Source organism: Arthrobacter rhombi (assembly GCF_039526245.1).
Taxonomy (GTDB): domain Bacteria; phylum Actinomycetota; class Actinomycetes; order Actinomycetales; family Micrococcaceae; genus Arthrobacter_H; species Arthrobacter_H rhombi.
Map to the genome: position 1 here is coordinate 1 of NZ_BAAAIV010000025.1, position 12,071 is coordinate 12,071.

The window sequence follows — 12,071 nt, forward strand, 5'->3', positions numbered from 1 at the left end:
TCCAACTTCCACGAACCCGCCATCCGGCCGGCCGCTACGCTCTGGAGCAACTTGTCTAACTTACCTTACCGCGTGTCGCTGTGCAAATCGACCGTTCCCGGTACTTTCTGCACTACGCTGCGCATCCAACCGTCCTGGATTCGGAGCGCAGAACGTTCCGGTCCAATTTGGACTGAATTTGTAGGGTGTGGCCGCCTCCCGATCTTCAGCGTTTCCGCTGTCCTCGTCCCGGCGACTCAGAAAACTTTACACGGAATTGGGGCTCGCACCAAATCGGGGGCCCTCTCGTTCTGGAAGGCCGAATTGCCGCGGGATTCCGGGCCATTTGCCCCCACCGGTGCCCCGGTCCCCGCTGCCCCGAAGATGAGTGCTGGGTCACAGCGCACCTGCCTAGACTGGAGGCATGTCGACATTTCCTGGTTCCCCGTCCGAGACACCCTCGAGGCCACCCCGCCCCCTGGACCTGCTGAGCCGGCTCGGATTCTCCGAACCCATCGTGAACGCACCAATGGCCGGTGCCGCAGGCGGTGCCCTGGCAGCGGCCGTCGGAACAGCGGGCGGGCTGGGCATGATCGGCATTGGCTCCGGCGTCACTCCCGACTGGATTTCCCGACAGGCGGCCGTCGCCCGGACTTCGGGACGTGCTTGGGGCGCCGGTCTGATGGCCTGGGTACTTGAAGAGTCGCTCGAACCCCTGGAGCTCTTGCTCGCCGAGCGTCCTTCCCTGGTCTGCGTCAGCTTCGGTGATCCGGGGCCCGCGGCAGCAATGATCCGCCAAGCGGGAGTGCTGTGTGCCATGCAAGTGGGCAATGCGGCCGACCTGGAACGGGCCCTGGAACCCGATGTCGACGTCGTCGTCTGCCGGGGAGGCGAGGGTGGAGGACACGGGAGGAATGACGTCGCCACCCTCCCCCTGCTGCAAAAGACCCTGGCGTCCACCGGCAAACCGGTCATCGCCGCCGGCGGCATTGCCGATTCCCGCGGCGTGGCCGCAGTATTGTCGGCCGGGGCGCAGGCAGCCTGGATTGGCACGCGTTTTGCCGCTTCCACCGAGTCGCTCAGCCACGAGCGGGTGAAGGCTGCCATCGCCGGGGCCGGGCTGGACGACACCATCTTCACCCGCGCCTTTGACATCGCACAGCGCATCCCCTGGCCCGAGGAATTCGGTGGCCGGGCGCTGCGCAATGCGTTCAGTGACCGATGGGGCACCCACGAGGAAGCTCTCACCACTGCACTCGGAGGGGACCCGTCCATCACCGAGGCCGTCAACGCAGCACGGCGCGAGGCCGATGTCTCGACCGCGCCGGTGTATGCGGGTCAGTCAGCAGCGCTCAGTGGCGGTAGTGAATCGGCTGCCGAAATCGTCGCCGACCTCGCCGGGTTCCGCACCCACCTGCTGGCTGCCGCCGACCGGTGGCGCTGACCTGCATGTCCTCGTGGGAGCACCCGGACCTGACCGTCCGGCAACGGGACCATCTGGGGCACACCTACCCGGGTGCCGTGATCGAAGCGGACCACAGCTGGCCCTTCGGGATCACCGTGTTGGAGTTCGTGCACGAGGGCCGCCGGCTCCTACTCAAGGCCAGCCCGACATCGCACCATCTCGAGCGCGAATACCGGGCTCACACCCGCTGGCTGGGAGACCTGGACGGTGACGTACCCGCCTTGGTCCACTACGACACCGCGGCGAATGTGCTAGTGAAGACCTTTCTTCCCGGTGGGATCGTCTTGGGTACACCGCAGGAGCACGATGCCGATTGCTTCCGTCAGGCCGGCTCCCTCCTGGCGCGGTTGCATCACGGAACCCGGCCCCGCACTGCGCCGCACTATGAGGAGGCGATGACCACCAAAACCCGCGCCTGGTTGGGCAGGGCCGGAGGGTTGGTGCCCAGCGAACAGCTCACGCGCGTGGCCGAATGGCTGGACGGCTTCCGGCCCCAACCGGTGGACCTGGTCCCCACGCACGGCGACTACCAACCGCGGAACTGGCTGGTCCGGCCCGACGGAAGGATCGCCGTCATCGACTTCGGCCGCGCCGAATTACGCCCCTGGTACTCGGATCTGGTGCGCATGGACCACCACGACTTCGCGCTCCGTGCGGACTTGCGGGCCGCCTTCAGGGACGGCTACGGCCCGGAGCCCGGCCCGGTGGACGAAGATGCGGCACCAGGCCGCCTACTGGACGAGCTCATGCAGTCCCTGGGCACCATCGTGTGGTCCCGCGACGTGGGCGACGCCGTCTTCGAGGAACACGGCAGGTCCATGCTCACCCGGAGCTTGACCCGGCTGTAGCTCCGTGGCCGGCCCGGGCGGGGTCGGGGTCCACCCCTCAGGCATCCCCCAACGGCATGTTGTCGATCAACCGGACGGAACCCAGCCGTGCGGCGACCAGAACCAGCGCGCTGCCCGTGAACGGGGTTTCGCGGCAGTTGAAGGCCAGCGGCTCCAGGGTGTCCGGGTCCACGACCTCGAGGTAGTCCAACTCCACGAGGGGCTGGCTCGCGATGAGCGCCTCGGCGTCGTCGATCATCAGGGGTTGGTGCGCCTCCGCGCGCTCACGCAACAGGAACAAGGCTCGGCTGAGGACCAGTGCCGCCTCGGTTTGCTCTGGGGTGAGAAAGCGATTGCGGCTGGACAGGGCCAGACCCTCCGGCGAGCGCACGATGGGCACCGCACGGATCTGGACCGGGTAGGCCAGGTCGGCGACCATCCGGCGGATGATGGCCAACTGCTGGGCATCCTTCTGCCCGAAGTAGGCGCTGTACTGCACCGGGACCGCGGCCAGGGCGGGCGGTCCGGCGTGGTGCAGGAGTTGGGCGACGACGGCGAGCATCCCGTCAAAATGCCCGGGACGGGACGCCCCCTCGAACTTCTCCCCCAGCTTCCCGCTGGAGAGCCGGACCAACGGCGCCCCCTGCGGGTAAACCTCGGCTTCCTCGGGCGCAAAGACGATGTCTGCCCCCGCGCCGGTCAACAGGTCGATGTCCGCGTCCAGGGTCCGCGGGTAGCGCTCGAAATCGGTGGGGTCGTCGAATTGAAGGGGGTTCACGAACACGGAGACGACAACGACGTCGTTGGCTGCGCGGGCAGCTGCCACCAGGTGCCCGTGTCCTGCATGGAGCGCCCCCATGGTGGGGACCAGGGCCAGACGCCGGGCCTGGCCGGCGACGACTCCTTCTTCCAGGAGCCGGGCGGACATGCTGCGCAGCTCCGCAACAGTGCGGGCCAGGAGGGGGCGCGGTCCCACCGGGTGGGTGCCGTCGTCGTACAGGGTTTCCGGGGTGTTCACGCGTCGAGTCTAGCGCCGTCGCGATGGCGTGGCTCAGGCCAGCGCGTCGAGGATCGCGGCGGCCTGGCTCTCGGTCAGCAGGCCGCGGTCCAGCGCGCGCTGGGCGGTGGCCCGGCCCATGGCCAGGTAGGCGTCGCGGATGTCCGCCGGAATGTTCCCGGCTGCCAGGGCGGCACGGTGCACGTCGATGGTCCCGGTGTCACCCCGGGCCACGGGCCCCGTCAGGGCACCCTCCCCCGAGGCCAGGGCGTTCTCCAGCGATCCGCGCATGAGCGGACCCAGGACGCGTTCGGGTGCCTCGACGCCGATGCGGCGCAACAGTTCCGCGGACTGGCCGGCGATGGTGACCAGGTGGTTCGATGCGTGGGCCAGGGCCGCATGGTAAGTGCCCCGGTCCGCTTCCTCGATGATCGTGGATTCGGCACCCATTTCGACGACCAGTGCCTGGGCGATCGGCAGGACCATGGATGCCGCGGTCACCCCGAACATGCAATCCTGCAGGCGATCCAGATCCAGGCTCATCCCGGTGAAGCTCATCGCCGGGTGGATGGCCAGCGGGATCGCGCCGGCTGCCTGTGCGGGGGCCAGGATGCCCGTTCCGTAACGGCCGGCGGTGTGGACGACCAGTTGGCCGGCCTGCCAGTGACCCGCGTCGGCCAGGCCCTGGACCAGAGGCGCCAGCGCATCGTCGGGAACAGCCACGAGCACGAGCTCGGAGCGCCTGACGATTTCCGGGATGTCCAGCACAGGGACCCCGGGCAGCAGGGCGTCGGCCCGGTCGCGCGAGGATTCGGAGACGGCGTGGACGCCGACGACCGCGTGTTCTGCTGCGCGCAGCGCGGCGCCGAGTACGGCACCGACCTTGCCGGCGCCGATGATCCCAACGCCCAGACGGCCGGGTTTAGCCATGGTGTTCCCCTTCAAGCCAGTGGTCTCGGTCGTTGAGCCGCCGGGCGGTGGCCGCACGGTCGGCTTGGGTCATGAACAGTTCGCGTCCAGCGTCGAGCCCCATCTGCTTCACCCGCGGCGAGATCGGCCCGTCGGTGGTGCACAGCTGGATCTCGGTCAGGCCGAGGCGGCGGTTCAGGGGCCCCTGGGTGAGCCGGATGCCCTGGATGCGTTCGTGGGCCACGATCACCAGCGAGTGGATGAGGACCCCGGCCCGGGAGAACAGCGCGGTATCCGTGACGGCAAAACCCTGGCGGCGGTAGGCGAACGGAGAGAGCCAGCGGGCGCTGCGCGGTGAGGTGGTGAAACCCTCGGCGTCGCCCGCCCCGGCGATGCCGGCCTCGACGAGTTCGGCGGGACGATCTGTTCCGGGGTCCGGCAACACGATGCCCAGGACGTTGAGGACATCCTGCCGCGTGCCGACCGGCAGCAGGGTCGAGCGCAGGGTGGCGTCCTCGCCCTGGCCTCCATAGCCGGCGACGTTGACGACGACCTTGTACCAGCCGAAGCGGCGCCAGATGATGCCCTGCGTGACCATGACCGCCTGGACCCGTCCCGGGGGGACGGTCTGGTGGCGGGTGTCGAGCAGTCCGTAGCTCAGGCGCAGGCCATCGGCCCCCATGGCTGCCCGGAAGTTGTATCCCTGGTTGAACTGGCCCCACAGTGCGGGGACCACACCGATGAAGAACGGGATCATGTACAGCAGCGAGAATTCGCCGTGCGAGGCGATGGTGGCGATGGTTCCCCCGACGATGGCCAACACCAGGAACCCCACCCAGGGGGAGAGCAGCGTGGCGGCGATCAGCCGGCGGGGCGGGACGACGGCGACGACCCGTTCCGGGGCCTCGGAGGCGACGGCCGGTGCCGACGTTGCCGGGGTAGGGCCGGCACCGGCGGGTGCCGAGGACGGCGCGGAGGCGCCGTCGTCGTTCCCGGGGACGGGGGCCCCTGCGGCCGGGGTCCGGTCCTGTTTCAGGCCCGCCGCCCGGGCCAGGATGTCGTTGCGCAAGGCCTTGGCGTCGTCGATCTTGATGAAGGCCAGGCGCATGGCCGTGGCGCCGGCGTCGGCGACCTCGAACTTGAGCTCGGCCAGGCCGAAGATGCGCGCCAGCAACGGCTGGACGATGTCGATCGCCTGGACCCGGTCGATGCGGGCCTGCCGCTGTTGGCGGAAGACGACTCCCGAATTGACGTTCACGTGCCGGTCCGTCACCTGGTATTTGGTGAAATACCAGGACAGGAAGAAGACACCCATGATCAGCAGGAGGACCGCGACGCCGCCGACGATGATCCAGATCAGGGCGGGGGTGAAGGACCAGCCGCCCCCGTCGGAGCCCGACCGGTCCTCGGCGTTGAAGATGTTCTCGATCCAGTTCTGGCCGAAGAAGTACAGGATCGCCAGCACGGCGATCCAGCCGCGGACCAGCGGGGATACCGGATGGACGCGTTTCCAGGGGACCGTCGGGTCGGCGGCCTCCGGCGCGGTGGTTTCGCCGCTCACAGCCCGGCCAGCCTCGCCTCACCGCGGGCCGAGAGCCGTTCGCGCAGGCGGGTCCCCTCGGCGGCCGGCAATCCGGGGATCTCGGCCTTGGCAGTGGTGGAGGCCGTATGGAGCTGGACCTTGCACAGCCCCAGCGCACGGTCCACCGGGCCGACGGCGACGTCGACATATTGCATGCGGCCGTACGGGACCACCAGGACCTTCTGGAACATGATGCCGCTGCGGATGAGCAGGTCGTCGTCGCGTTCGGCGTAGCCGATGGCACGGACCTGGCGCGGGATGACTGCCATGCGGGCCAGGTCGGCGACGACGACGATGCCGAGCAGGCCCCAAGCCAACCAGGCGGGATATCCGGGCCAGACGCCGGTGAGCATGAGCACCAGCGGGACGGCCAGGACGGCCCAGGTGATCAACGCCGAGATCCCCCAGCCAACCAGCCGGACCTTGGCATAGGCCGGTGAGACCCGTTGGAACTGCAGTCCCGTCGGGTCAATTGGTTCCTGCGGCATACCCCTCGTCTCCCTTGCGGTTCCGGCCCCGGGAATCCGGAGCCGATGGGTCATCGGGCGGCAGTTTGCAGAACTGCTCGACGACCCATCCCACAATAACCATGACCAGCGAGGCAACAATCATCACCAAGGATGAGATCACCACCTGGTTGCCCAGCCCGGCGCCACGGACCAGGTCCAGCAGGATGCCGGCATGCCACCCGGCAATCAGGGATCCGGCATAGGCGGTGGCCTGGGCGAGGACCAGGGTGCGGGCGGCCTGCAACGGATCCAGACGCCGTTTGAGCTTGCCCTGGGTGTAGCGGCGGACGCGCCAGCCGAAACCGAAGGTGATCGTCATGCCGGCGACCATGGTGATCAGCGAGGGCCATTGCAGGACCGGGGAGGTGAACCCGTAACCTGTCAGCGCCACCTGCGCGACCCACCCCAGCAGGGCGGAGCCCAGGCAAATCAGCAACAGCCACAGTGGACGGATCGTGCTCATGTGCTCAGCCGTTCCCGTCGGGGGCGTATCTGGTCAGGCCGTCCCTGTCTGCTGCCCGTGCCGCCAGGTCGGCGACCAGCTCCCCACCCAGGCGTGCCTGCGGATCCATCCAGGCCCACGGCTGGAGCACGAAGGCCCGCTCGGCGGCCCGGGGGTGGGGCAGGGTGAGGACCTCGTCGTCGGAGGTGGTGTCACCGTAGGTGATGATGTCGACGTCCAGGGTGCGCGGGCCCCACCTGACCTCGCGGGTCCGGTGATGGAGTTGCTCGACTGCCTGGCAGTGGCGCAGCAGCTCCAGCGGTGCCAGCGTGGTCTCGACCTCGACGACCTGGTTCAGGAAGTCCGGCTGGTCGGCGGGACCGCCGACGGGGCGGGTCTGGACGACGTCGGAAACGCTGCATCGCAGCACTGCGGGGTCGGCGGTGAGCTCGTCCACGGCTTCGGTGAGCGTGGTGGAGCGTTCGCCGAGATTGCTGCCCAGGGCCAGAACGGCACGCACCGGGGTGCTCATGCGCGTTCCCGGTGGATCTGGACGGACACGTCGCCGAAGGGCACCTCGATCGGCGCCTGCGGCTTGTGCACGGTGATGTCCACCGCGGCGACCTCGAATTCGGCGAGCACCATGGCGGCCAGTTCCCCGGCCAGTTTCTCGATGAGGTTGTACGGCCCGGAGGCGATCACGTCGGTGACCCGTTCGGCAAGCACGCCGTAGTGGGCGGTGTAGGTGACGTCGTCGGAGGCCTCAGCGGCCCGGTTGTCCACGTGCAGGACGACGTCGACGACGAACGGCTGCCCGTTGCGCTTCTCGTGTTCGAACACCCCATGGTGGCCGATGGCCGTGATCCCGTTGAGCACGATCCGGTCCCATCCCCCCGGGGGCATGGAGCGCTGCCCGGTGGACATGCTCAGGACCCCGCCGAGGCCGTCTGTGCGGCGGTGACCGATGCCGGATGGGCCCAGGCATGGGCCACCTTGAGCGCGTCGAGGGTTCCCTCGACGTCGTGCACCCGCACGCACCAGGCGCCGGCGGCCGCTGCCAGGGCGCTGGTCGCGGCGGTGGCGACATCGCGTTCCGTCGGGGCTGCCGGTTTACCGCCTTCGGCGAGCAGGGACCCCAGGAAACGCTTCCGCGAGGTGCCGATGAGGACCTTGTGGCCCAGCGCCTTCAGCTCGGGGATCGCCTGCAACAACGCCCAGTTGTGCTGGGGATCCTTGGCGAAACCCAGTCCCGGGTCGATGATGAGCTGCTCGGACGCGACACCCGCGTCGATGAAGGTGTCCCGCAGGCCCTTCAGCTCGTCCAGCACCTCGGCGACGACGTCGTCGTAGTTGGCCTCGGTGACCATGGACTTCTGGTCGCCCCGGCGGTGCATCAGCACGTAGGGGACCTTGGATTCCGCGACGAGCGCGGGCATGTCCGGCTCGTGGGTCAGCCCGGACACGTCGTTGACGATGTGTGCGCCCGCGGCGAGGGCGGCGCGTGCGGTGGAGGTGTGCATCGTGTCGACCGAGACGATGGCGCCGGCCTTCACCAGGGTGGCCACCACCGGGACGATCCGCTCCTTCTCCTCGGCGGGGTCCACATAGTCGGCGCCGGGGCGGGTTGATTCCCCGCCGACGTCGATGATGTCGGCGCCGGCGTAGAGCATCCGCAGGCCGTGCTGGATGGCGTCGTCGGCCTTGAGGTACTTGCCCCCATCGCTGAAGGAGTCCTGGGTGACGTTGAGGATGCCCATGACCAGCGTGCGGTCGGTGGGCAGGTCGCCGACGGTCTTGGGGGTCTTGACGACGCGGACGACGGGCAGGGGTGAGGTGGCGGGTCCGGTTCCGGGGACTGCTCCGAGGGACATGGTGACCTACTTTCCGAGAATGAGGCTCATGGCCTCTGAGCGCGTAGCCGGTTCACGCAGTTGGCCGCGCACGGCACTGGTGACGGTCTTGGCGCCGGGTTTCCGCACGCCGCGCATGGACATGCACAAGTGTTCGCATTCGATGACGACGATGGCCCCGCGTGGTTGCAGGTGCTCCATGAGCGCCATGACGATCTGGGTGGTCAGGCGTTCCTGGACCTGCGGCCGGCGGGCGTAGAGCTCCACCAGCCGGGCCAGTTTGCTCAGGCCGGTGACCTTGCCGTCCCGCCCCGGGATATAGCCGATGTGCGCACTGCCGTGGAACGGAACCAGGTGGTGCTCACACGTCGAGTAGAACGGGATGTCCTTGACCAGCACCAGTTCGTCATGGTCGATGTCGAACGTGGTGGCGAGCAGTTCCGCCGGATCCTGGTGCAGGCCGGCGAAGAACTCGGCATAGGCCTTGGCGACCCGTTTCGGGGTCTCCACCAACCCATCCCGATCGGGGTCCTCGCCGATGGCCTCCAGGATCTCGCGCACCGCACGGGCGATGCGTTCCTGGTCCACGGGGCTGGCTGTTGCGGACACAACGGTGTCCTGTTCCTCAAAGGTGCTCACAGTTCCGATCCTAGCTTGCGCCGGGTCAGCCGAGGTGGCCGGGTCCGCCCTGGCCGGCATCCCCCGGGGTGGATCCGCCGGGATGTCCGGGGCCAAAGCCGCCGTCGCCTCCGGCGTCCGGGCCGGGGTTTCCACCGGGAAGTGCCGGGCCGGAGCCCGGGTCCACGACGCTATCCGGGTGGCCTTCGTCTGCGCTGGGGGCCGGTTCCCCGGCCGCCTCGCGTTCGGCCGCCTGACGGCGTTCCAACGGCGAGAGCACCGGGCCCTCGGGGTGGACGGGGCGGCTGGATTTGGAGAGCCAGACCTCGCGTTCGGGGCGCTTGACGATGTCGTGGAAGACACCCGCCAGCTCCTTCTGGTTCAGGGTCTCCTTCTCCAGCAACGCCAGGGCCAGACGGTCCAGGACGTGGCGGTTCTCGGTGAGCACGGCGTAGGCCTCGTCATGGGCGTCGTCGATCAGCGAGCGGACCTCCTCGTCGATGATCCCTGCCATCGCGTCGGAGTAATCACGTTCCGCGCCGCCCTCGCGGCCCATGAAGGGCTCACCGCCGGCGTTGCCGAGCTTCACGGCGCCAACGCGCTCGCTCATGCCGTACTGCGTGACCATCTTGCGGGCGGTGCCGGTGGCCTTCTCGATGTCGTTCGAGGCACCGGTGGACGGGTCGTGGAAGATGATCTCCTCGGCGACGCGTCCGCCCATGGCGTAGGCCATCTGGTCCAACAGCTCGTTGCGGGTGATCGAGTACTTGTCGTCCTCCGGGACCACCATCGTGTAGCCCAGGGCACGGCCACGGGGAAGGATGGTGACCTTGGTGACCGGGGCCGTCTGCCGCATCGCCGCTGCCACGAGGGCGTGCCCGCCTTCGTGGTACGCGGTGATCTTGCGTTCGTGTTCCTTCATCAGGCGCGAGCGCTTCTGCGGCCCGGCCATGACGCGGTCGATGGCCTCGTCGAGGGCGCGGTCGTCGATGAGCTGGGCGTTCGAACGGGCGGTCAGCAGCGCCGCCTCGTTGAGCACGTTGGCCAGGTCGGCACCGGTGTAACCGGGAGTCTTCTTCGCCACGGCCTTCAGGTCCACGTTCTCGGCCATCGGCTTGCCCTGGGAGTGGACGTTCAGGATCTGCTCGCGCCCCACCAGGTCGGGGGCCTCCACCGGGATCTGCCGGTCGAAGCGGCCCGGACGCAGCAGTGCGGGGTCCAGCACGTCGGGACGGTTGGTCGCCGCGATGAGGATGACGTTGGTGTTCGCGTCGAACCCGTCCATCTCCACCAGCAGCTGGTTCAGTGTCTGTTCGCGTTCGTCGTTGCCGCCGCCGACGCCTGCACCGCGGTGGCGGCCCACGGCGTCGATCTCGTCGACGAAGATGATGGCCGGGGAGTTCGTCTTGGCCTGTTCGAAGAGGTCACGCACACGGGAGGCGCCGACACCGACGAACATCTCCACGAAGTCGGAACCGGAGATCGAATAGAACGGCACGCCGGCCTCGCCGGCCACCGCCTTGGCCAGCAGGGTCTTGCCGGTTCCCGGGGGGCCGTACAGCAGCACTCCCTTGGGGATCTTGGCACCGACGGCCTGGAACTTCGCGGGTTCCTGCAGGAACTCCTTGATCTCGTGCAGTTCCTCGACCGCCTCCTCGGCACCTGCCACATCGACGAACGTCACCTGGGGCATGTCCTTGGTGATCAGCTTGGCCTTGGACTTGCCGAACTGCATGACCTTGGAACCGCCGCCCTGCGCGCGGGAGAGCAGCCACCAGAACACCAGGGCGATCAGCAGGAACGGGATGATGAAGCCCAGCATGCTCACGAACCAGTTGCTTTCCACCGGCTGGTCGGTGAAGCCCTTGAGCTGGGCGTCGTCGACTGACTTCACGACGTCCGAGGCGCGGGCGGTGGAGTAGTAGAAGGAGACCTTCTTGCCCTTGTTCTCCCCGTCCAGGGTGAAATCGTCCTTCAGGGACAGGTCAACGCGCTGGTCGCCGTCGAAGATCTTGGCCTCGGTGGCCTTGTGGTCCTGGAGCAGTTGCAGCCCGACGCTGGTGTCGACCCGTCCGTTGTTGCCCGACGTCAGGGTCGGCAGGAACAGGAGCAGTGCCGCGACACCAATGAGGACCCACACGGCCCAGCTGTTGAAGATCTTCTTGAAGTTCATGCGTTGGGGGCCCGGCCCCCATCCCTCCTGGTCGCGGACGTCGACGCGCCCGGATGTTTCGTGAATACCACCATCAGTACACCCTCGTCCCTACACACGCTTGAGCGCGCCGGGGAGTTCCCCTGATGGCGTAAGGATCCCGTCGTCGTCGTGCTACTGGTAGACGTGCGGGGCCAGGGTGCCGATGAAGTCCAGGTTGCGGTACTTCTCGTCGAAGTCCAGGCCGAAGCCGACCACGAATTCGTTGGGGATCTCCATGCCGACGTACTTCACGTCGATCTCGACCTTGGCGGCCTCCGGCTTGCGCAGCAGCGTGCAGATCTCCACCGAGGCCGGGCCGCGGGAGATCAGGTTGGCCTTGAGCCAGGACAGGGTCAGGCCGGAGTCGATGATGTCCTCGACGATGAGCACATGCTTGCCCAGCAGGTCGGTGTCGAGGTCCTTCAGGATCCGCACCACACCGGAGGACTGCGTGCCCGAACCGTAGGAGGAGACGGCCATCCAATCCATCGAGACGTGCGAGTGCAGGGCCCGCACCAGGTCGGCCATGACCATCACCGCGCCCTTGAGGACCCCGACGACGAGGATGTCGCGGCCGGCGTAATCCGCGTCGATCCGGGCGGCCAGCTCGTTGATCTTCTCCTGGATTTCTTCCTTGGTGTACAGAACGTGTGCCAGGTCGGCGGTGACGTCGTTCGAATCCACGAATGGCTCCTGTGA

General features: G+C 68.0%; 13 protein-coding genes. 2 read left to right on the top strand and 11 right to left on the bottom strand.

Going from position 1 to position 12,071, the window contains the following annotated elements; genetic code table 11:
• Positions 1–403: 403 nt before the first annotated feature.
• Positions 404–1,423: an NAD(P)H-dependent flavin oxidoreductase gene (locus ABD088_RS15680; protein ID WP_343902906.1), complete on the top strand. Its 1,020-nt coding sequence runs from the start codon at positions 404–406 to the stop codon at positions 1,421–1,423.
• Between the two features lie 5 nt (positions 1,424–1,428).
• Positions 1,429–2,292: a phosphotransferase family protein gene (locus ABD088_RS15685; protein ID WP_343902907.1), complete on the top strand. Its 864-nt coding sequence runs from the start codon at positions 1,429–1,431 to the stop codon at positions 2,290–2,292.
• 37 nt (positions 2,293–2,329) lie between these two features.
• Here the strand turns inward: ABD088_RS15685 and panC are convergent, their stop codons facing one another.
• From panC to hpt, 11 genes are all read right to left on the bottom strand, one after another.
• Positions 2,330–3,289 carry a pantoate--beta-alanine ligase gene (gene panC, locus ABD088_RS15690; protein ID WP_372710865.1) on the bottom strand — a complete coding sequence of 320 codons (960 nt, stop codon included), beginning with the start codon at positions 3,287–3,289 and terminating at the stop codon, positions 2,330–2,332.
• 33 nt (positions 3,290–3,322) lie between these two features.
• Positions 3,323–4,198, bottom strand: a complete 876-nt coding sequence (locus ABD088_RS15695; RefSeq protein ID WP_343902908.1) for a Rossmann-like and DUF2520 domain-containing protein — start codon at positions 4,196–4,198, stop codon at positions 3,323–3,325.
• Entirely contained in the window at positions 4,191–5,738 is a 1,548-nt protein-coding gene (locus ABD088_RS15700) for a PH domain-containing protein (protein ID WP_343902909.1), read from the bottom strand. The genes ABD088_RS15695 and ABD088_RS15700 overlap by 8 nt, the downstream gene beginning before the upstream one ends.
• Positions 5,735–6,247, bottom strand: a complete 513-nt coding sequence (locus ABD088_RS15705; protein WP_343902910.1) for a PH domain-containing protein — start codon at positions 6,245–6,247, stop codon at positions 5,735–5,737. Before ABD088_RS15705 ends, ABD088_RS15700 begins: the two co-directional genes overlap by 4 nt.
• On the bottom strand, positions 6,228–6,731 hold the full coding sequence (locus tag ABD088_RS15710; protein WP_343902911.1) for a DUF3180 domain-containing protein: 504 nt from the start codon (positions 6,729–6,731) through the stop codon (positions 6,228–6,230). The genes ABD088_RS15705 and ABD088_RS15710 overlap by 20 nt, the downstream gene beginning before the upstream one ends.
• A 4-nt stretch (positions 6,732–6,735) precedes the next feature.
• Positions 6,736–7,242 carry a 2-amino-4-hydroxy-6-hydroxymethyldihydropteridine diphosphokinase gene (folK, locus tag ABD088_RS15715; RefSeq protein ID WP_343902912.1) on the bottom strand — a complete coding sequence of 169 codons (507 nt, stop codon included), beginning with the start codon at positions 7,240–7,242 and terminating at the stop codon, positions 6,736–6,738.
• Complete coding sequence (folB, locus tag ABD088_RS15720; RefSeq protein ID WP_343902913.1) at positions 7,239–7,634, bottom strand: dihydroneopterin aldolase; 396 nt, start codon at positions 7,632–7,634, stop codon at positions 7,239–7,241. Before folB ends, folK begins: the two co-directional genes overlap by 4 nt.
• A gap of 2 nt (positions 7,635–7,636) precedes the next feature.
• Entirely contained in the window at positions 7,637–8,581 is a 945-nt protein-coding gene (folP, locus tag ABD088_RS15725; protein ID WP_343902914.1) for a dihydropteroate synthase, read from the bottom strand.
• Between the two features lie 6 nt (positions 8,582–8,587).
• A complete protein-coding gene (folE, locus tag ABD088_RS15730) occupies positions 8,588–9,148 on the bottom strand; it encodes a GTP cyclohydrolase I FolE (RefSeq protein WP_343903188.1) in 561 nt (186 codons plus the stop codon).
• Between the two features lie 76 nt (positions 9,149–9,224).
• The gene (gene ftsH / locus ABD088_RS15735; protein ID WP_343902915.1) at positions 9,225–11,351 is read right to left on the bottom strand and encodes an ATP-dependent zinc metalloprotease FtsH; all 2,127 of its coding nucleotides are present in this window, start codon (positions 11,349–11,351) and stop codon (positions 9,225–9,227) included.
• Positions 11,352–11,504: 153 nt separating this feature from the next.
• A complete protein-coding gene (gene hpt / locus ABD088_RS15740; RefSeq protein WP_343902916.1) occupies positions 11,505–12,056 on the bottom strand; it encodes a hypoxanthine phosphoribosyltransferase in 552 nt (183 codons plus the stop codon).
• Between the last annotated feature and the right edge of the window lie 15 nt (positions 12,057–12,071).

Excerpts from the sequence above, each read along its gene's own strand:
- ABD088_RS15680 (WP_343902906.1), top strand. The coding sequence starts at position 404 with ATGTCGACATTTCCTGGTTCCCCGTCCGAGACACCCTCGAGGCCACCC.
- ABD088_RS15710 (WP_343902911.1), bottom strand. The coding sequence starts at position 6,731 with ATGAGCACGATCCGTCCACTGTGGCTGTTGCTGATTTGCCTGGGCTCC.
- ABD088_RS15705 (WP_343902910.1), bottom strand. The coding sequence starts at position 6,247 with ATGCCGCAGGAACCAATTGACCCGACGGGACTGCAGTTCCAACGGGTC.
- folP (WP_343902914.1), bottom strand. The coding sequence starts at position 8,581 with ATGTCCCTCGGAGCAGTCCCCGGAACCGGACCCGCCACCTCACCCCTG.
- ABD088_RS15685 (WP_343902907.1), top strand. The coding sequence starts at position 1,429 with ATGTCCTCGTGGGAGCACCCGGACCTGACCGTCCGGCAACGGGACCAT.
- folK (WP_343902912.1), bottom strand. The coding sequence starts at position 7,242 with ATGAGCACCCCGGTGCGTGCCGTTCTGGCCCTGGGCAGCAATCTCGGC.
- ABD088_RS15695 (WP_343902908.1), bottom strand. The coding sequence starts at position 4,198 with ATGGCTAAACCCGGCCGTCTGGGCGTTGGGATCATCGGCGCCGGCAAG.
- folB (WP_343902913.1), bottom strand. The coding sequence starts at position 7,634 with ATGTCCACCGGGCAGCGCTCCATGCCCCCGGGGGGATGGGACCGGATC.
- ftsH (WP_343902915.1), bottom strand. The coding sequence starts at position 11,351 with ATGAACTTCAAGAAGATCTTCAACAGCTGGGCCGTGTGGGTCCTCATT.